Source organism: Kerstersia gyiorum (genome assembly GCF_048595715.1).
Classification (GTDB): Bacteria; Pseudomonadota; Gammaproteobacteria; order Burkholderiales; family Burkholderiaceae_B; genus Kerstersia; species Kerstersia gyiorum.
On sequence record NZ_CP169556.1, the window covers coordinates 1,615,499 to 1,634,946 of the forward strand.

20 protein-coding genes are annotated in these 19,448 nt (G+C 63.1%); 16 read left to right on the forward strand and 4 right to left on the reverse strand.

Annotated features, from left to right (window positions below; all coding sequences use genetic code 11):
- Nucleotides 1-136: 136 nt before the first annotated feature.
- From ACEW7X_RS07155 to ptsP, 8 genes are all read left to right on the forward strand, one after another.
- A complete protein-coding gene (locus ACEW7X_RS07155; RefSeq protein ID WP_420177807.1) occupies nt 137-520 on the forward strand; it encodes an RNA-binding S4 domain-containing protein in 384 nt (127 codons plus the stop codon).
- A gap of 113 nt (nt 521-633) precedes the next feature.
- A complete protein-coding gene (locus ACEW7X_RS07160) occupies nt 634-1,026 on the forward strand; it encodes a YgiW/YdeI family stress tolerance OB fold protein (protein ID WP_420177809.1) in 393 nt (130 codons plus the stop codon).
- A 385-nt stretch (nt 1,027-1,411) separates the two neighbouring features.
- Complete coding sequence (gene thrS / locus ACEW7X_RS07165) at nt 1,412-3,364, forward strand: threonine--tRNA ligase (protein WP_068368296.1); 1,953 nt, start codon at nt 1,412-1,414, stop codon at nt 3,362-3,364.
- Entirely contained in the window at nt 3,364-3,921 is a 558-nt protein-coding gene (gene infC / locus ACEW7X_RS07170) for a translation initiation factor IF-3 (protein WP_238591333.1), read from the forward strand. The genes thrS and infC overlap by 1 nt, the downstream gene beginning before the upstream one ends.
- 168 nt (nt 3,922-4,089) lie before the next feature.
- Nucleotides 4,090-5,064: a glutathione synthase gene (gene gshB / locus ACEW7X_RS07175; RefSeq protein ID WP_420177810.1), complete on the forward strand. Its 975-nt coding sequence runs from the start codon at nt 4,090-4,092 to the stop codon at nt 5,062-5,064.
- A complete protein-coding gene (locus ACEW7X_RS07180; RefSeq protein WP_420177811.1) occupies nt 5,065-5,460 on the forward strand; it encodes a PTS sugar transporter subunit IIA in 396 nt (131 codons plus the stop codon).
- A 51-nt stretch (nt 5,461-5,511) separates the two neighbouring features.
- Entirely contained in the window at nt 5,512-5,781 is a 270-nt protein-coding gene (locus ACEW7X_RS07185; RefSeq protein WP_068369288.1) for an HPr family phosphocarrier protein, read from the forward strand.
- Nucleotides 5,782-5,866: 85 nt separating this feature from the next.
- Nucleotides 5,867-7,555: a phosphoenolpyruvate--protein phosphotransferase gene (gene ptsP / locus ACEW7X_RS07190; protein ID WP_238591332.1), complete on the forward strand. Its 1,689-nt coding sequence runs from the start codon at nt 5,867-5,869 to the stop codon at nt 7,553-7,555.
- Between the two features lie 189 nt (nt 7,556-7,744).
- Here the strand turns inward: ptsP and ACEW7X_RS07195 are convergent, their stop codons facing one another.
- Nucleotides 7,745-8,569 carry an AraC family transcriptional regulator gene (locus ACEW7X_RS07195; RefSeq protein ID WP_253104660.1) on the reverse strand — a complete coding sequence of 275 codons (825 nt, stop codon included), beginning with the start codon at nt 8,567-8,569 and terminating at the stop codon, nt 7,745-7,747.
- A gap of 126 nt (nt 8,570-8,695) precedes the next feature.
- Here ACEW7X_RS07195 and ACEW7X_RS07200 point away from each other — a divergent pair, with 126 nt between their 5' ends.
- Complete coding sequence (locus ACEW7X_RS07200) at nt 8,696-9,508, forward strand: sulfite exporter TauE/SafE family protein (RefSeq protein ID WP_420177812.1); 813 nt, start codon at nt 8,696-8,698, stop codon at nt 9,506-9,508.
- A 39-nt stretch (nt 9,509-9,547) separates the two neighbouring features.
- Here the strand turns inward: ACEW7X_RS07200 and ACEW7X_RS07205 are convergent, their stop codons facing one another.
- The 3 genes from ACEW7X_RS07205 to ACEW7X_RS07215 all read right to left on the reverse strand — a co-directional run bounded on the left by ACEW7X_RS07205 (nt 9,548) and on the right by ACEW7X_RS07215 (nt 12,357).
- Nucleotides 9,548-10,474, reverse strand: a complete 927-nt coding sequence (locus ACEW7X_RS07205; RefSeq protein ID WP_253104663.1) for a 2-dehydropantoate 2-reductase — start codon at nt 10,472-10,474, stop codon at nt 9,548-9,550.
- 278 nt (nt 10,475-10,752) lie between these two features.
- Nucleotides 10,753-11,985, reverse strand: coding sequence for an ammonium transporter (locus tag ACEW7X_RS07210; RefSeq protein WP_068368266.1), 1,233 nt, complete (start codon nt 11,983-11,985; stop codon nt 10,753-10,755).
- Between the two features lie 33 nt (nt 11,986-12,018).
- Complete coding sequence (locus tag ACEW7X_RS07215) at nt 12,019-12,357, reverse strand: P-II family nitrogen regulator (RefSeq protein ID WP_068368264.1); 339 nt, start codon at nt 12,355-12,357, stop codon at nt 12,019-12,021.
- 311 nt (nt 12,358-12,668) lie between these two features.
- Between ACEW7X_RS07215 and ACEW7X_RS07220 the strand changes: the two genes are divergently transcribed.
- The 7 genes from ACEW7X_RS07220 (at nt 12,669) to pheT (ending at nt 19,440) form a co-directional block, all read left to right on the forward strand.
- On the forward strand, nt 12,669-12,944 hold the full coding sequence (locus ACEW7X_RS07220) for an accessory factor UbiK family protein (RefSeq protein ID WP_068368260.1): 276 nt from the start codon (nt 12,669-12,671) through the stop codon (nt 12,942-12,944).
- Nucleotides 12,945-13,070: 126 nt separating this feature from the next.
- Nucleotides 13,071-14,576 (forward strand): YifB family Mg chelatase-like AAA ATPase, encoded by a 1,506-nt coding sequence (locus ACEW7X_RS07225; protein WP_420177813.1) that lies wholly within the window; start codon nt 13,071-13,073, stop codon nt 14,574-14,576.
- A gap of 46 nt (nt 14,577-14,622) precedes the next feature.
- Nucleotides 14,623-14,916, forward strand: a complete 294-nt coding sequence (locus ACEW7X_RS07230) for a YciI family protein (RefSeq protein WP_167731863.1) — start codon at nt 14,623-14,625, stop codon at nt 14,914-14,916.
- A 299-nt stretch (nt 14,917-15,215) separates the two neighbouring features.
- The gene (gene rpmI, locus ACEW7X_RS07235; protein ID WP_068368252.1) at nt 15,216-15,413 is read left to right on the forward strand and encodes a 50S ribosomal protein L35; all 198 of its coding nucleotides are present in this window, start codon (nt 15,216-15,218) and stop codon (nt 15,411-15,413) included.
- Between the two features lie 15 nt (nt 15,414-15,428).
- Nucleotides 15,429-15,788, forward strand: coding sequence for a 50S ribosomal protein L20 (gene rplT, locus ACEW7X_RS07240; protein WP_068368248.1), 360 nt, complete (start codon nt 15,429-15,431; stop codon nt 15,786-15,788).
- A gap of 196 nt (nt 15,789-15,984) precedes the next feature.
- Nucleotides 15,985-17,007, forward strand: a complete 1,023-nt coding sequence (gene pheS / locus ACEW7X_RS07245; protein ID WP_068368245.1) for a phenylalanine--tRNA ligase subunit alpha — start codon at nt 15,985-15,987, stop codon at nt 17,005-17,007.
- 15 nt (nt 17,008-17,022) lie between these two features.
- Nucleotides 17,023-19,440, forward strand: a complete 2,418-nt coding sequence (gene pheT, locus ACEW7X_RS07250; RefSeq protein ID WP_068368244.1) for a phenylalanine--tRNA ligase subunit beta — start codon at nt 17,023-17,025, stop codon at nt 19,438-19,440.
- The last annotated feature ends 8 nt before the right edge of the window (nt 19,441-19,448 follow it).

Consider the following 19,448-nt stretch of genomic DNA (forward strand, 5'->3'; position numbering starts at 1 on the left):
TTGTGCGCTTGCCGGTTTTTTCAGGCGGTCCGTATCGGCCGGTGGTTGGCGAACCTGATAGAGGCTGGAGCGGCGGTCGGCGGGAGGGCTATGATGCAGGGGGCAGCGAGGGGTCAGCGCCAAGGATGGCAGAGAAATGAGCGATAAAGTCAGGCTGGATAAATGGTTGTGGGCCGCGCGTTTCTACAAGACGCGCAGCCTGGCGGTGGAAGATATAGGCAAGGGCAGGGTCGAGGTCAATGGCCAGGCCGCCAAGCCCGCCCGGGAGATCGGTCCGGGGGACCGCTTGCGCATACGCAAGGAAGATCCGCCCATCGAGGTTGTGGTTCGGGTGCCCGGGGCGGTGCGCGGCCCGGCGACGGTTGCCCGTACCTTGTATGAGGAAACAGCCGAAAGCGTGGCGGCGCGCGAGCGCGCGGCCGAGATGCGGCGTCTGGCGCCGGAACCGTCGCTGGAGATTGCTGCGGGCCGGCCGACCAAGCGCGACCGTCGTCTGATCGGGAAACTGCGCGGCAAGTAACGGCGTTTGCTCGCCAGTGTGCGGCAGGCAGTTGGGGGTGTTTGCTAATATGGTTCTGGTGTTTGCAAGCCTTCTATTGTCGTTGGTTCGATTTTCCCTTGAGAGGTGCTGCCATGCGTATTCCGAATTGCCGTATATCCTCCTTCGTTCTTTCCGCCGTGATCGGTGCTGCCGCCGCAGTGGCCATGATGACCGCGCCTGCGCCTGTTGCCGCGCAGTACGTGGGGCCGGGCGTCGCGGCCACGCCGGATGTGCGCGCTATCCTGGCGCAGCCCCAGGACGACCAGTGGGTCATCCTGAAGGGCCATTTGCTGCGCAAGACGGGTAAGGAGCGCTACGTGTTCTCGGATGGCACCGGTGAAATCCAGGTGGAAATCGACGACAAGGATTTTCCGCGTGAGCCTGTAGACGAGAAAACGCTGGTGGAAATATCGGGCGAGGTTGATACCGGCCTGACGCGTCCGCCCGAGATCGACGTCGACGTGGTGCGCATCATTCGGGAGTGACGCCGGGTTTGCCTGACTGGCGGACCTGTGTGACACAGGCGCAGGTTTGTGGCGCCGGCGGGGCTGCCGGGCTGCCTGTCGGCCCGCCGTAATGCTACAATCGGCATAAGTGATAGGGGTGGCATGTCCATCCGTCCGCCGGCATCCCCGGTCCGTGTTCGCACGGGCCAGGACATGAAAGCGTATTCCCAATCCTGCGATGCAGGTTATCAGCGTGTACTGACATGGCGTTCTCGACGACACGAACTACTACCTATTCTCCGCGTGCAGCCGTGTGCACGCCGGGAGAGTCGTGGTCGCGCTGAAAAGCCGGGATCTACAGGCAATCCACGAACAAGACGCGGCCCACTGGCCGCGTTTTTTATTGCTCAATCAGGAAGATGAAATGGTGCAGATAGTTTTGCCAGACGGCTCACAGCGTGACTTCCCCGCTCCGGTGACGGTCGCGGAAGTTGCGCAATCCATCGGCTCGGGCCTGGCGCGTGCCGCGCTGGCCGGGCGTGTTTCCTATGATGGCAAGCCTTCCACTCTGGTCGATACTTCGCATTTGATCGAGCGTGATGCCCATCTCGCCATCGTGACCGGCAAGGACCCCGATGGCCTGGAGATCCTGCGCCACTCTACTGCCCACTTGATGGCTTATGCCCTCCAGGACCTGTTCCCCGAAGCGCAGGTCACGATCGGCCCGGTCATCGAAAACGGTTTCTACTACGACTTTGCGTACGAGCGCCCGTTCACGCCGGAAGATCTCGAAGCCATCGAGAAGCGCATGATGGAACTCGCTCGCAAGGACGAGGTCGTCACGCGTGAAGTCTGGAGCCGTAACGAGGCCCGTGATTTCTTCCTGAGCGTCGGTGAAAAGTACAAGGCCGAGATCATTGATTCGATCCCGGAAAACGAAACGCTGACCATGTATCGCGAAGGCAGCTTCATCGACCTTTGCCGTGGCCCCCACGTGCCGTCGACGGGCAAGCTCAAGGTGTTCAAGCTGATGAAAGTGGCCGGCGCTTACTGGCGCGGCGACAGCAAGAACGAAATGCTGCAGCGCATTTATGGTACGGCCTGGAATTCCAAGGAAGAGCAGGACGCCTACCTGAAAATGCTCGAAGAGGCCGAGAAGCGCGACCACCGACGCATCGGTCGCGAGCTGGATCTCTTCCACTTCCAGGAAGAAGGTCCGGGTCTGGTGTTCTGGCACCCCAAGGGCTGGACGCTGTGGCAGCAGGTTGAGCAGTACATGCGCCAGGTGTTTCGTGACAACGGCTACCAGGAAGTGAAGGCGCCGCAGATTCTCGACCTGTCGCTCTGGAAGAAAACGGGGCACTGGGACAACTACCGCGAGAACATGTTCACGACGGAGTCCGAGAACCGCGTCTATGGCCTGAAGCCGATGAACTGCCCGGGCCACGTGCAGATCTTCAATTCCAGCCTGCATTCCTACCGCGATCTGCCGCTGCGCTACGGTGAGTTCGGCCAGTGCCATCGTAATGAGCCTTCCGGTTCGCTGCACGGCATGATGCGTGTGCGCGGCTTCACGCAGGATGACGGCCATATTTTCTGTACCGAAGACCAGCTGCAGGATGAATGCGCTGCCTTCACGGCCTTGCTGAAAAAGGTCTATGCCGATTTCGGTTTCGACAATGTGCTCTACAAGGTGGCCACGCGCCCGGAAAAGCGCATCGGCGACGACGAAGTCTGGGACAAGGCCGAGCACGCGCTGATGGAAAGCCTGCGCCGCACCGGTTGCGAGTTCGAAATCTCGCCGGGGGAAGGGGCGTTCTATGGTCCGAAAATCGAATACACGCTCAAGGATGCCATCGGCCGCCACTGGCAGTGCGGCACCATCCAGGTGGACTTCTCCATGCCGGTACGCCTGGGGGCCGAGTATGTCGACGCCAATGACCAGCGCCGCACGCCGGTCATGCTGCACCGTGCCATCCTGGGCTCGTTGGAGCGTTTCATCGGCATGCTGATCGAAAACCACGCCGGTGCATTGCCTGCCTGGCTGGCGCCGGTTCAGGCGGTTGTGTGTTGTATTTCCGCATCTTCGTCCCCATATGCTGATGAAATTGCTCAATCCTTGAAAAAACAAGGATTTAGGGTTGAGTCGGATTTGCGTGGGGAAAAGATCACTTATAAAATCCGCGAACACAGTTTGCAGAAGGTACCGTACATCCTGGTTGTGGGCGATAAAGAAAGCCAGGCCGGGACAGTCGCGGTCCGTGCGCGCGGGGGCAAAGACCTTGGCGTCATGCCGTTGGCAGAATTTTCTGCCCGGTTGGCCGAAGAGGTTGCCACCCGCCGCGATGACATTCGTACCCAGCAGGAAACTGCTTAATTTTTCTAGGAGTCTTCAACATCGCCACCGAAAAGCCCAATCGCATCAATGGTGAAATTCGTGTTCCCGAGGTGCGTCTGATAGGTCTCGACGGAGAGCAGCTCGGCATTGTTCGCATTGCCGAAGCATTCCGCCTGTCCGAAGAGCAAGATGTGGATCTGGTCGAGATCGCGCCCAATGCGTCTCCGCCTGTTTGCCGCCTGATGGATTATGGCAAGTTCCGTTATCAGGAACAGAAACGCCAGGCCGAGGCGCGCGCCAAGCAGAAGGTCATCCAGGTCAAGGAAGTGAAATTCCGTCCTGGTACCGATGAAGGCGATTACCAGGTGAAGCTGCGCAATCTGCGCCGTTTCATCGAGGATGGCGACAAGGCCAAGGTGACCTTGCGCTTCCGTGGCCGCGAAATGGCGCACCAGGAATTGGGCATGCGGGTGCTGGAACGCATTCGCGAAGACATGGGGGAACTCTGCCAGGTCGAAGCCATGCCCAAGCTCGAAGGGCGCCAGATGGTGATGGTGCTGGCCCCCCGCAAGAAAGCCGCCAAGCCCGGCGAGTGATGCGGGATGGCGGGCGCGCCCCTGGTGGGTGTGCCTCGCCGCCAGTGTTTCAAGATGCTGCGCGCCCCTGACCGGTAGCGTGGTTGTATCCTGCGGCTGCCATCAGGCATGGGGCGTGAGCCAGCGCGAATGGACGTGCCGGCCGTGGGTGGCTTTCCAGGAATGTCCATGCGCATTTTGTTCATCGTCGATCCCTTGCCCGGCCTGAAGGCCTACAAGGATAGTTCCGTGGCCATGATGCGTGCGCTCAGCGCACGCGGCCATGAGATCAGCGTTGCCCTGCAGGGTGATCTGTTCATCGAAGGTGGCGCCGTTCTGGCGCGCACCGAGCCTGTTCAGCTCTTGGCCGATGCCGATCTGCACGGGCAGGACTGGTGGCGCGCCTCGGGTGCGCCAGCCGTCATCGCCCTGAGCGATTTCGGTGCTGTCGTCATGCGCAAGGATCCGCCCTTCGATATGGAGTATGTCTACTCCACCCATTTGCTCGACTTTGCCCAGGCTGCCGGCGCCCGGGTCTTCAATCAGGGGGCGGCGATCCGCAACCATCCTGAGAAGCTGTCGATTACCGAATTTTCCGCCTTTACTGCGCCTACCCTGGTGACGCGCGACATGGCGCGGCTGCGCGCCTTCCATGCGGAACATGGCGATGTGGTCGTCAAGCCGCTGGACGGCATGGGCGGCATGGGTATCTTCCGCGTTGCGCGGCAAGACCCCAATCTTGGCGCCATTCTTGAAACCCTCACGGATAACGGTACGCGCAGCATCATGGCGCAGCGCTATATCCCCGAGATCGTCAAGGGCGATAAGCGCATCCTCATCATTGATGGCGAGCCGGTGCCTTACGCTCTGGCGCGCATCCCGCTGGCGGGCGAGTCGCGCGGCAACCTGGCGGCCGGCGGCCGTGGCGTGGCGCAGCCGCTGTCGCCCCGAGACCTTGAAATTGCCCAGGCCATCGGCCCGGTCCTGGCCCGGCGCGGCCTGCTGCTGGTCGGGCTGGACGTGATCGGCGACTACGTGACGGAGATCAATGTCACCAGTCCGACCTGCTTTGTCGAGATCACGGAACAAACCGGCTTCGATGTCGCGGCGCGCTTTGCGCAGGCGCTCGAGGCTGCCGTGCAACGCCAGCAGGGAGCTGCCTGAGTGGTGGGCGTCGTGCTCGTGGCGCATGCGCCGCTGGCAACGGCCCTGGCTGCCTGTGCCCGGCATGTGCTGGGAGACGTGGCGCTGGCGTGCGTCGATGTCGAGGCCGACGCTTCCCCCGAAGCCTTGTTCGAGGACATCCTGGGATGCATTGCGGCCGAAGACCACGGCGACGGGGTGCTGGTGCTGGCGGACCTCGTCGGCGCGACCCCTTTCAACGTGGCGCTGCGAGCGGCACAGGCTGCCGTCGAGGCCGGGCGGCGCTGCGAAATCCTGGCAGGTGCCAACGTCCCGATGCTTTTGCGAGTTCTGAACTATCGCACCCGGCCGCTGTCCGATCTGGCGGAGTGCGGCGCAGCCGGCGCGACACACGGCGTCGCCGTCTTCAAGCCCTGAGTGGCCCAGGCCTGGCGTTTTTCTGATTACCTTTCACAGTCATTCGAGTTCATGCCTTCCGTAGATATCGTTATCAGCAACCGACTGGGCCTGCATGCGCGGGCGGCAGCCAAGCTCACGCAGTTAGCAGGTAGTTTCAAGAGTGAAATATATATCGCGCGCGAGCAGCGACGCGTCAACGCCAAGAGTATTATGGGCGTCATGATGCTGGCGGCTGGCAAAGGGATAACCGTGACGATAGATGCCGAAGGCGAAGATGCCGACAAGGCGCTGGCAGATATCAAGGCATTGTTCGATGACAAGTTCGGTGAAGAGCAGTAGGCCGGAGGGCCTGCACGGAGACAGTGTTTTCACCTTGCATGGCCTGGCTGCTGCACGCGGCTACGCCATCGGCAGGGCCGTTGTCATGGGCGCCGCCACGCTTGAGGTGGCGCACTACCGGATTGCACCGGAAGACGTGGACGGCGAGTGCCGCCGCCTGGAACAGGCCTTGCATGCCGTCCGGGAAGAGCTGGAAGGCCTGATCCGCAGCCTGCCCGATGACGCCCCCAAGGAACTGGCGGCGTTGCTGAATGTGCACGTGTTGCTGGTCAGCGACCGTATGTTGTCCGAGCATACCTGCGCCCTGATTGCCGAGCGCCACTACAACGCCGAGTGGGCGTTGACGGTGCAGGGGCAGATTTTCAATGATCAGTTTGCCGCCATGCAGGATGAATACCTGCGTGAGCGCGGTGCGGACATCCGCCAGGTCATCGAGCGCGTCATTCGCGTGCTGTCCGGCTGGCCAGCATTGTTCCCGCTGGATGAGGGCAGGGCCGACGCCGAGCCGCTGGTTGTCTTCGCCAACGATATTTCCCCGGCGGACATGATCCGCCTGCGTGGCGGGCGTTTCGCTGCATTCGTGACGGATCTCGGCGGCGCCACCTCGCATACTGCCATCGTCGCGCGTAGCCTGGGCGTGCCTGCGGTCGTGGCGGCCAGCCGCGCCAGCGAACTGGTGCGCGATGGCGATTCCGTGATTGTCGATGGCGCCGACGGCGTCATCATCGTCAATCCGACTGACGCCATCGAGGACGAATACCGGGCGCTGCAGCAACGCCATGCTGAGCAGCGTGCCGCGCTCAGTCTGTTGCTGGACGAATCCGCCGTGACGCTGGACGGTGTTTCCGTTGTGCTCAACGCCAATCTGGAATTGCCCGACGAAGCGCAGCAGGCCCTGGCCGCCGGCGCGGACGGCATAGGCCTGTTCCGCAGCGAGTTCCTTTTCATGGGCCGTTCCGAACTGCCCAACGAAGAAGAACAGTACGAGGCCTATGCATCCGTCGCGCGCATGATGGACGGGCGGCCTGTCACCATTCGCACCCTGGACCTGGGGGCGGATAAGGAGTTGGATGGCGAGCATAGCGTGGCGCTGAATCCGGCGCTGGGGCGGCGTGCCATCCGCTATTGCCTGGCGCGCCCGGATATGTTCGCGACACAATTGCGCGCCATCCTGCGGGCTTCGGCGCATGGCAATGTGCGCATCATGATTCCCATGGTGTCCAACCTGGCCGAAGTGCGGGCGGTCAAGCTTGCCCTCAATGAAGTGCGGGCCGAATTGCGCGAGCGCGGCCAGGCCTTCAGCGACGATATCCCGTTGGGCGCCATGGTAGAAGTGCCTGCCATGGCCCTGGCGCTGGAGCCATTCGCGGACGAACTGGATTTCTTCTCCATCGGCACCAATGATCTGATCCAGTACACGCTGGCGATAGATCGCGGTGATAATGACGTCGCCAATTTGTATGACCCGCTGCACCCGGCTGTCCTGCGCCTGATCGCGCAGGTCATCAATGCGGCCGACCGCTTTGGCAAGCCGGTAGCGGTGTGCGGTGAAATGGCCGGAGATCCCGCATTGACGCGCCTGCTGCTGGGGCTGGGGCTGCGTGAATTCTCGATGGACCCGCAACGTCTGCTGGAGGTCAAGCGTGAAATCCGCAATGCCCATACGCAGGCCTTGCGCGTGCAGGTAGCGGCGGTGCTGAACCGAGCCGCCACTATCGACCTGGAAGCCTTGCGTCAGAACCACGTTTCGGTCACTGCGCGCACCCGAAAATAATCGGTGTCAGGATCAAGGCAGGGGCGCGTCGTCCGCGGGCGAGCCCCTTGCATACTACTGCGTGGCACGTGCAAATCTCAGGTACCCGCGTTCGCCACCTTCACTCCGTACCGCTTTTACTCTTTCCGGATAGGCCGGGCTCGCCGGGGCCTGGCGGTCTGAGCCTATGCCGCTGTCTCGTGTTGCCGCTCAGTCCGCCGGAGGCGGCGTGGATGACTGCGAGTGGCCGGGCGTGGCGCTGGCAGCGCCTTCCTTCAGGAAATCCGAGGGCGCTTGCCCCAGTTTGCGGCGGAACATCGTGGAAAAGGCGCTGGGGCTGTCATAGCCGAGGTCCAGTGCAATGCGGGTGACCGACGCCCCAGCGACAGATAGCCGCGCCAGGGCGGCCATCAGGCAGGCCTGCTGACGCCATTGGCTGAAGGATATGCCGGTTTGCTGGCGGAACAGACGGGTAAAGGTGCGCGGGCTTTTATTGAGACTGGCGGCCCAGTCTTCCGGCGGGCTGCGCAGGCTGGGGCGGCGCAGAAAGGCCTTGCACAGCCTGGCCAGCGCCGGATCTTTGGGCATGGGGGCGAAAAGCGGCATGGTTGGCGCCGCGCGGACTTCATGCAGGATCAGTTGCACCAGGGCGCCGTCCCGGCCCTGTTCGTCATACTGCGCGGGCAGGTCGGCGGAGGCCAGCAGCAATTGATGCAGCAGGGGTGTGATGACCAGCACCTCGCAGTGCTGGGCGTGGCGCGGCGCTGCTTCAGGGGCAATGTACAGGCTGCGGGTGCTGACGCCCTGCATGAGCACCTGGTGTGGCTGGCCCGCCGGTATCCAGACGCCGCTGTAGGGCGGGATGACCCAGTTGCCGTCTGCCGTTTCCACTTCCATCAGGCCGGTCATGCCATAGAGCAACTGCGCGCGGCGGTGCGCATGCGTGGGCAGCAGGGTGCCTGGCGGATAGTCTGTGCCTATGGCCAGCACGATGCGCGGCGTGGCATCGACAGTACTCAGGGGAATGTTGCGCATGGGGAACGCGTACGGGTGGCGGTGCCGGACAAAGGGTGGCTGGAATTCAAGCATAGTTGTCTTTTGCTCGAAAGTCAGCCAATAGATGTCAGCCTATCCTGATGTTTTTCAGGAATGGTTCCAGCCATGGTCTATCTGCTTTTGTTGGGTTTCGGGGTGCTGGCCGGCTGCACGACGGTACTGTTCGGCTTTGGCGGCGGCTTTGTGGCGGTGCCCGTGCTGTATTCGGTGCTGCTGGCGGCGCATGGGCCGGACAGCGCGATCGGACAGGCGGCCATGCATATTGCGGTGGCCAGCTCTACCTGCGCCATGATTTTCGGTGCTTCCCTGGCGACCTTGCGGCATCGCAAGGCTGGCACCCTGCGATGGGAGCATGTACGGCCCTTGATGGTCTACATCGCCGTTGGTGCGGCCTTCGGCGCGGCGGCTGCCATCCAGCTGGGCGGGGCGTGGTTGCGCTGGGCCTTCATCGCCTACCTGGGGCTGACCATCCTGGATTGCCTGTTGCGCGATGGCTTCCGCCAGGCGGGGCGCGCCAGCATGCAGCCGATGGGGCCGGGGCAGACGGCGGGCGCCGGGCTGGTGATCGGGGCGATTGCCGCCTTCCTGGGGGTGGGCGGCAGTGTCATGACAGTGCCGTTGATGCGCCGGCGCGGCGCCAGCATGACGGAAGCCACGGCCATGGCCAATCCGTTGTCGCTGCCGATGGCTGTCGCCGGCACGCTGACCTACATCGTGTTGGCCTGGCACGGCGCAGCAGGGCTGGGCGCCGGGTATGCCGGTTTTGTCGATTTGCGAGCCTGCGCGGCGCTGGTTGCGGGCTCATGGGTGGGCATACGCCTGTCTTCGCCCTGGATCGGCCGGATATCCGATCGCGCCCATGCCAACGCCTTTATTGCGCTGCTGTGCCTGGTGCTTGGGGTGATGCTGCTGAGCTGAAGGCAGTTGCCGCCATGGGCTGCCGATGCGTGGACAAATTCAGGCTTCCATGGCCTTGATGATCTGGTAAAGCGTCTGGTTGACGGGGGTAGCCACGCCATAGCGCTGACCGAGTTCAATGATGGTACCGGCAAAAAGATCGACTTCGGTTGGTCGGCCGGCTTCGATGTCCTGCAGCATGGAGGTCTTGGCGGTGGGCGTCAGGGAGTCCATGATGCGAACGAAGTTCTGGATGTCTTCCGGCCCCAGGCCGATGCCTGCGTGGCGGGACAGCGTGACGACTTCTTCGGCGGCGGCGATCATCAGGGCCCGGGCATGTGGATTGACCTGGAAGGTGCCGTAGGGAGCGCGCAGCACGGCCGACGCCTGGTTGATGCCGGCATTGAGCATGAATTTGGCCCAGTGGGCCCGCATCATGTCAGCGGGAACCACGCAGGGAATGCCGGCGCGCTGGAACAGCGCCTCGATGGCATCGACCCTTGCGCAGCGGATGCTGTTGTCCTTCTCGCCAAAGACGATGCGGCCGATGTCATGGTAGGTGACAGCATTGCCGCTGCGCACGGCGTCCATGTAGACGTTGGCATACAGCACATGCTCCGGGCCGATGGCGGCGCCTATCTGTTCTTCGCTGCTGATGCCATTCATGAGCGAGACCACGCAGGTATCGGGGCCGACGAAGCCGCGCAGGTCGTCAATCGCCTGCGGCAATTGCCCGGCCTTGACGGCAACGAAAATCAGGTCGGCAGGTGGCGCCGCCTGGCCAGGTTCGACGAACTTGAAGTCGTAGCGTTTGCCGTTGACGGTGGGCGGGGTGGCGCGCAAGGCAGCGATGCGTGCGGCAGATGCAATCACCGTGACCAGGCTGGGGTCCAGGTCGTGCAGGCGGGCCGCGTACTTCAGGCCGATGGCGCCCAGGCCGATGAAATAGACACGTTGGATACGGTATGGCGTGGCGGAATGAGTCATCAGGAATGGAATGGGGAGGCGCTCGCTTGGCTGGGTAGCGAGAAATGAGTGGAAAAAGGATCGCATCTCGTGCCGCAGCGCCAGGCAGGGCAATCAATGGCATCGGTCCTGCTGGAGCTGCGGTATGCCTGATTGGCATGGTGTGCGTATGCAGCGTATGCGTGATGATATCGCGCTGGCGGGCGCGTTGGTGCTGATCTGGAAAGGCGGCCAGGGGGTAAAAAAGAACCCCGCCGGCCAGAGGCCGCGCGGGGCAAAGGGATGGACGACTGGAGGGTTTACTTGCGGTAGGCCGATTCCCCGTGGGCGGAGATATCCAGGCCGGCGCGTTCATCTTCCTCGGAGACGCGGAAGCTGCCGCACAGGACCTTGGCCACGTAATAGGCGACGATGGCGACCACGCCGGACCAGACGATGGTTAGCAGCACGCCTTCCACCTGGGTCCAGATTTGCGCCGGGATTTCCGCACTGGTGATGCCAGGGCCGCCCAGGGATTGGGCATTGAAGATGCCGGTCAGGATGGCGCCGATGATGCCGCCGATGCCGTGGATGCAGAACACGTCCAGCGCGTCGTCGATGCGCAGCCAATGCTTCACGTAGGTCACCGACCAGGCGCAGGCCACACCGGCGATGAGCCCGATGATCAGCGCACCCACCGGGCCGACCAGGCCAGCTGCCGGGGTGATGCCGACCAGGCCGGCGATGGCACCCGAGGCCGCGCCCAGCAGCGAGGAACGGCCCTTGAGCAGTTTTTCCGTGGCCGACCAGGCCAGGACGGCAATGGCGGTGGCGATCAGCGTGTTCATGAAGGCCAGCACGGCGGTGTTGTTGGCGGCCAGCGCCGAACCCGCGTTGAAGCCGAACCAGCCCACCCACAGCACGGCGGCGCCGATATAGGTCATGGGCAGGTTGTGCGGTTGCAGCGCTTCCTTGCCATAACCCAGGCGTTTGCCGACCAGTGCAGCGGCCGTCAGCGCGGCAATACCGGAGTTGATGTGCACCACAGTGCCGCCGGCGAAGTCCAGCGCACCCGCTGCAAACAACAGGCCGGGAACATCGCCGCCGTACCAGACCATGTGGGCGATCGGTACGTAGGCCAGCGTGAACCAGACCACGGTGAAGACCAGCACGGCCGAGAAGCGGGCGCGTTCGGCAAAGCCGCCGATGATCAGCGCGCAGGTGATGCCGGCGAATGTCGCCTGGAAGGCGGCAAATAGCAGTTCGGGCACGCTGCCTGATTCCGCGAAGCCGTCAGGGGCGTTGAACAGGCCGGACAGGAACAGTTTTGAGAAGCCGCCGAAGAATGCGTTGCCATCGGTGAAGGCCAGGGAATAGCCGTAGACGAACCACAGGACGACTGCCAGGCAGAATACCGAAGTGGTCTGCATCAGTACGGAGAGCACGTTCTTGGAGCGGACCATGCCGCCGTAGAACAGCGCCAGGCCGGGAACTACCATCATGAGAACGAGCAGGGTCGAGACGCTCAACCAGGCGATGTCTGCGTTTTCCATTTTCAGTTTCCTTTATGCGGGATGGAAAGAGGCTCAGAGAGCGGACTCGTCGGATTCACCAGTACGTATGCGCACGGCGCGTTCCACGGGAACGACGAACAGCTTGCCGTCGCCGATCTTGCCGGTGTAGGCCGCGCTTTCGATGGCTTCCAGGGTGGTGTCAAGCTGGGCATCCGGCACCACGACCTCAATGCGCAGCTTGGGCAGGAAGTCCACGGCATATTCGGCGCCGCGATACAGTTCGGTATGGCCTTTCTGGCGGCCGAAGCCGTTGACTTCGCTGACGGTCATGCCTTGCACGCCAGCGGTCGAAAGTGCCACGCGCACCTCGTCCAGCTTGAACGGCTTGATGATGGCGATGATGAGTTTCATATGGGCTCCTTGCGGGTTTGGGCTGTCCTGAACCGAGCTAAGCAAGATGCGTGCCAATCTGCGCCGGCAGGCGGGAAGCGGCATGCGCAATCGCTGCCTGCCTGCGGTGCGTGCGGGCAAATGCGCCAGCCCGGCAGGGTGCGGACGGCAGCGTGTGTGGCGGTTTGCACGCAGATGGTGCGCGGATTGGGTCAGCTGCACGGCGCAACGCACTGAAATGGTGCGGCTGCTGGCCGCCAGTGCGGCAAGGGACGCTGGAAAGCGGCAAGTAGCTTAAACTTCCGTCATTGGATCCTTTCTCTGGAACGAGCATGAACCGCAACGATTTCCTCGCAGACCTGCAGCAAAAATTCTCCGATCTGATCGCCCGCACGCCGGCAGCCGATATCGAGCGCAATGCCAAGGCTTTTCTCAGCCAGGCCTTCAGCCGCGTTGATCTGATCACGCGTGAAGAGTTCGATATCCAGGCGGACCTGCTGGCTGCCACGCGTTCGCGGGTGCGTGAACTGGAAGCCCGGCTGGAAGCGCTGGAGGGCCGCATTGCCGCGCTGGAGCAGCCCCAGGCGTCGGGCACGCAGCAGAACTGAGTCCTTGTCCTGATGGGCGCTGCGTCGGGGCAATAGGAGCGCAGCGTGACATTTCCAGCACGCCTGGCCTGTTCCCGACGGTAGTCGCAGGCCATACTCCGGACATACTTGTACCGGAGGAAATTCATGTCGTTAGCCGTACTGGGAAGCCGGGCGTTGGTGGGCCTGGATGCGCCTGCGGTATGGGTGGAGGTGCACCTGGCTCCAGGCTTGCCGGCGTTCCAGATCGTCGGGCTGCCCGACGCTGAAGTGCGTGAAAGCAGGGAGCGGGTGCGTGCTGCGCTGCAAAGCAGCGGCTATGAATTTCCTGCGGGTCGCCTGACGGCCAATCTGTCGCCGGCAGACTTGCCCAAGGAGTCTGGCCGCTTCGATCTTCCCATTGCGCTGGGCGTGCTGCTGGCATCGGGCCAATTGCAGTTGCAGGGCGGCGCGGCAGCCCAGGAAGCGCTGGTGCGCGATATCTTCGCCGGCGAACTTTCGTTGAGCGGCATGCTGGTGCCGGTAGCCGGCGCCCTGGGCCTGGCTCTGGCAGCCGCCGATGCCGGCGCCAGGCTTTATATGCCTCTGCAAAGCGCGCGTATCGCTGCCAACGTACCTGGCCTGGATGTGCTTGGCGCCACTAGCCTGCGGGCGCTGGCCTTGCACCTGGGCGGCCAGGAAAGCCTGGCGCCAGTGAAGGCCGCGCCGCTGGAGGCGGCAGAACCTGTGCCGTGTCTGTCGGATGTGCGCGGCCAGGCGGCGGCGCGTCGGGCGCTGGAAGTCGCGGCAGCAGGCGAGCACGGCCTGCTGATGATAGGGCCGCCGGGTGCAGGGAAAAGCATGCTGGCGCAGCGCTTGCCTGGCATTCTTCCGCCGTTGGCGCCGCGCCAGGCGCTGGAGGCAGCAGCCCTGGCGGGTTTGCTGCGCACTCGTCCAGTCTTGAGCGGGCAGCCGCCATTCCGCGCGCCTCACCATTCGGTATCCACGGCTGCCCTGGTAGGGGGCGGCAGCCGTCCCCGTCCAGGGGAAATCACGCTGGCGCATCATGGCGTGCTGTTTCTCGATGAATTGCCGGAGTTCAGCCGGGTGGCGCTGGAGGCCTTGCGCGAGCCGCTGGAAACCGGCGCGGTCGCCATCGCCCGGGCGGCGGGCAGGGTGGTGTATCCCGCCAGGTTTCAGCTTGTGGCCGCCATGAATCCCTGCCCGTGCGGCTGGCTTGGGCATCCGGTGCGCAGTTGTCGCTGCAGCCCGGAGGCACGCGAGCGCTACCGAATGAAGCTGTCCGGTCCTTTGCTGGACCGCATTGACCTGCAACTGGAGTTGCCCGCCACCGAGGCGGGATGGCTGGACATGCCGCCGGGCGAGACGAGCGAGGCCGTGCGCCAGCGTGTGGCCGCTGCCAGGCAGCGCCAGTTGGCGCGCCAGGGGTGCAGCAATGCCCGTCTGGCGCCGGCCATGCTGCGCGAGGCCTGCCGTTTGGCGGACGAGGCGCAGCGCATGCTGGACGCAGCCATGACGCGGTTGGGCTGGTCGGCCAGGGCAGCGCACCGCGTGCTGAGTGTCGCGCGCACCGTTGCCGATCTCGACGCGGCTGATGCTGTGCTGGCGGTGCATCTGGCACAGGCTGTGCAATACCGGCGTCCGCTGGGGTAGCATGGCGTTTTTTTCGACAGATCACACGCTAAAAAAGGGGCGCCACGTGCTGTATATCGTTCGTTTCTATGACAATCCAGCCATGGCGCATGTACGCCAGGCGCAAATGGAGCCGCATCTGGAATGGCTCAAGGCCAACAGCGAACTGGTGCGCATCGGCGGTGCGCTGCGCGAACAGGAAGACGGTCCTTCCGTGGGGGCGTTGTGGATTCTCGAATCGCCGGACCGCGCCACGGCGGAACGCCTGTTGCGCGAAGATCCGTTCTGGGTCCATGGCCTGCGCGAGCGCTATGAGCTCTACTCCTGGCACAAGGGCATTCCGGACCAGGTGCTGATCTGAGCTTTCGACCTGTGGGGACAAGGGGGTGCCCGGCGCGGCAGGAACGCTACAGGCCCAGCGTTAAAGCAAAAAACGCGATATAATCAAAGGCTTTCCTGAGTCTATTGCGGTTGTTAGCCGCAAGGGAGCAGGGAATCCGGGCGGTTTGCAGTCGCCTTGGCCGGGGTCTAGCGTCCGTGCCAGGGGTTCAGGAACAGCCCATCCAGTGATGTCGGGTTTCAAGTCTGCCTGTCCGGTTTCCGGTCGTGTGGCACCCGCCGTCTTATTGTTCAAACAGCAGGAATTCAGCAGGAATTTTCATGCCTAAGATGAAAACCAAGAAAAGCGCTGCAAAGCGCTTTGTGGTTCGCGGCAGCGGATCCATCAAGCGGGGCCAGGCCTTCAAGCGCCACATCCTCACCAAGAAGACGACCAAGAACAAGCGCCAGCTGCGCGGCTCCACCGCCGTTCACAGCGCTGACGTGGCATCGGTGAAAGCCATGCTGCCTTTCGCCTGATAGGAGAGATATAAGATGCCTCGCGTAAAACGTGGTGTAACGGCACGTGCCCGTCACAAAAAAGTCCTGAAGGCTGCCAAGGGTTACCGCGGTCGCCGCGGTAATGTATTCCGGATCGCCAAACAGGCGGTCATGAAGGCCGGGCAATATGCCTACCGTGACCGTCGTGCCAAGAAGCGCACTTTCCGCGCCCTGTGGATCACCCGTATCAACGCCGCCGTGCGTGAACATGGCGTGACCTACAGCGCCTTCATCGCTGGCCTGAAGAAGGCTTCGATCGACCTGGACCGCAAGGTTCTGGCTGATCTGGCCGTGCGTGACAAGGCTGGCTTTGCTGCTGTGGTACAACAAGCCAAGGCGGCACTGGCTGCCTGATAGTGCGGTGCAGCTGATGTAGTGGCAAACGGGGCCGTAGCGGTCCCGTTTGCGTTTTGAAGGCCGTCGTCCCGCCAGGGAGACGGCCCTTGCTGCAAATCGGGGAGCTTTCCGGCTCCTGTTGAATATCGCCTTGCCAGACCTTGCGCAGAGACGCGCAGATTGTGCTCAGGCACGTGTTCAAAGGTTTATTTCCATGACGACGATGGTCGAAGACCTGATTGCCCAGGCGCGTGAATTGTTCGCGCAGGCCGCCGATGCGGCAGCGCTGGAAAACGCCAAGGCCCGCTTTCTCGGCAAACAGGGCGCCTTGACGGCGCAGATGAAGGCTCTGGCGCAATTGACGCCGGAACAGAAGCGCGAAGCGGGTGCCCGCATCAACCAGGCCAAGCAGACCATTGAGCAACTGCTCAATGAGCGCCGCGATGCATTGGCCGAAGCCGAGCTGGCCCAGCGACTGGCATCGCAGACCATCGACGTGACATTGCCCGGCCGTGGCCGGGGCGTGGGTGGCATTCATCCGGTGATCCGCACCTGGCGCCGGGTGGAAGAGATTTTCCGTTCCATCGGTTTTGACGTGGCCGACGGCCCCGAAATCGAGAACGACTGGACCAATTTCACGGCGTTGAACAATCCAGAGAACCATCCCGCGCGTTCCATGCAGGATACGTTCTACGTCGACATGCAGGATTCGGGCGGATTGCCGCTGGTGCTGCGCACGCACACCAGCCCCATGCAGGTGCGCTACGCTCGTATGAACAAGCCGCCCATCAAGGTGATTGCGCCGGGACGCACCTACCGCGTCGACAGCGATGCGACCCACTCGCCCATGTTCCACCAGGTGGAAGGCCTATGGATCGCCGAAGACATCTCCTTTGCCGACCTCAAGGGTGTCTATACCGATTTCCTGCGCCGTTTCTTCGAAACCGATGACCTGGTGCTGCGTTTCCGCCCGTCGTTCTTCCCATTCACGGAACCATCGGCCGAAATCGACATGATGTTCACCTCAGGCCCCAATCGTGGCCGCTGGCTGGAAATTTCTGGCTCGGGACAGGTGCATCCGCAGGTGGTGCGCAATTTCGGGCTGGATCCGGAGCGCTATATCGGCTTTGCCTTCGGCTCCGGCCTGGAGCGCCTGACCATGCTGCGCTATGGCGTCAACGACCTGCGTCAGTTCTTCGAAGGCGACCTGCGTTTCCTGCGCCAGTTCAACGATTGAGGACGGTATTTCACCATGCAAATTTCAGAATCCTGGCTGCGCACGCTGGTCGATCCCGATCTCTCCAGTGAAGCGCTGGCGCACAAATTGACCATGGCGGGTCTGGAAGTCGAAGAAACCGAGACAGCCGCCCCTGCTTTTTCTGGCGTGGTGGCCGCAAGAATCACGGCCATTGCCCCCCATCCCGATGCCGACCGCCTGCGCGTCTGCCAGGTCGATGACGGCTCGGGCGAATTGCTGCAGATCGTTTGCGGCGCACCCAATGCCGCTGCCGGTCTGCTGGTGCCGCTGGCCCGTGTTGGCGCGGTGCTGCCTGGCGGCATGAAGATCAAGACTGCGAAGATGCGCGGCGTCGCGTCGGCCGGCATGCTGTGCTCGGCGCGTGAGCTGGGCCTGTCGCAGGAACACGATGGCCTGATGCTGCTGCCCGAAGGGCTGCAAGCCGGGCAGGACTTGCGCGCCGCGCTGGACCTCGACGATACGCTGATCACCCTGAAACTGACGCCCAACCGCGCCGATTGCCTCTCTATCCTTGGGGTTGCACGCGAAGTGGCGGCGCTGACTGGCGCCGCGCTGAAGGTGCCGGGCGCCGATCCAGTGCCGGTGAGCATTGCCGACCGCCTGCCGGTCAGCATTGAGGCGCCGGACCTCTGCGGCCGTTTTGCCGGCCGTGTCGTGCGTGGCGTGAATGCAGCGGCGCAGACGCCCGACTGGATGAAAACGCGCCTTGAGCGCGCCGGCCAGCGCAGCGTGTCGGTGCTGGTCGACATCTCCAACTACGTGATGCTCGAGCTTGGGCGTCCGTCGCACATTTTCGATCTGGACAAGGTGCCCGGCAACGACACCGGACTGGTCGTGCGCTGGGCCCGCGAAGGTGAAACCCTGGAACTGCTCAACGGCCAGACCGTGACGCTGCAGGCCGATATCGGCGTGGTTGCCGCAGCCGGCCAGCCGGAAAGCATGGCGGGCATCATGGGGGGCGAGGCGACGTCGGTCAGCACCGCCACCACGAATATCTATATCGAGTCGGCCTTCTGGTGGCCGGACGCGATTGCCGGCAAGGCACGCCGCTACCGCTTTTCCTCGGAAGCCAGTCATCGCTACGAGCGCGGCGTGGATTTTCAGGGCATTCCGGAAGGCCTGGAATACATCACCCGCCTGGTACTGGATATCTGCGGCGGGCAGGCTGGCCCGGTGGATGACAATATTGCTGCCTTGCCGGAGCGCCAGCCTGTGCGCCTGCGTGCGGCTCGTTGCCGCAAGGTGCTGGGCCTGGATATCGCCAGTGAGCAGATCGGCGCGATTTTCCGCCAGCTGGGCCTGCCGTTCGAGCAGGACGGTGACGATTTCATCGTGACGCCGCCTTCCTTCCGCTTCGATATCGAGATTGAAGAGGACCTGATTGAAGAGGTTGCTCGCATCTACGGTTTTGAAAATATTCCCGACCTGCCGCCGGTCGCGCGTGCTGCAATGCGCGCCCAGCCGGAAGGGCAGCACAGCCCGCATGCTGTGCGCGAGCTGTTGGCCAGCCGTGATTACCAGGAAGTCGTGAATTTCAGCTTCGTGGAAAACGACTGGGAGCGTGACTATGCTGGCAACACGGACCCTATCCGACTGCTCAATCCGATCGCCAGCCATCTGTCGGTCATGCGTTCCAGCCTGATCGCGGGCCTGGTTGCCAATATCCGCTACAACGCCAATCGCCAGCAAAGCCGTGTGCGTGTCTTTGAGCTGGGCCGCGTGTTCCGGCGCGACGCAGCAGTTGCCGATGGCGGCCTGGATGTGGCTGGCATTGCCCAGCCTTTGCACCTGGCTGCCGCAGCCTGGGGCCCGGCAGATGCCGAGCAGTGGGGCCTGCCTGTGCGCCAGGTTGACTTCTATGACGTGAAACGCGACCTGGAAGTGCTGTTCGGCCAGCGTGCCGCGAGCCTGCGTTTTGTCGCGGCGTCCTATCCGGCGCTGCATCCTGGCCGCAGCGCACGCATTGAACTCGATGGCGTGGCGGTGGGCTGGGTGGGCGAGGTCCATCCGCGCCTGGTGCAACAGGCGGATCTGCGCCAGGCGCCAGTGGTGTTCGAAGTGACGCTGGATTCGGTATTGCCGGCATCGGTGCCCGAGGCCGTGGAAGCCTCCCGCCAGCCTATGGTGATCCGTGACCTGGCCCTGCTGGCGCCTGCCGCATTGAGCGCGCAGGACCTGCAGGATATCGTTGCGGCCCAGCGCCAGTCCGATGCCAGCCTGGCCATCCTCAAGGATGTTCGCCTGTTCGACGTCTGGCGTGACCCAGCAGCGCCGGCGGATGCGGAGAAGAGCCTGGCGTTCCGTTTCTGGTTGCAGGACAATACCGAAACCCTGTCCGACGAACGTGTCGATGCCTGCATGAACAGCCTGATTGGCGCCTTGCAGGCACGTGGCGTCCGTCTGCGCGCCTGAATCCCGCT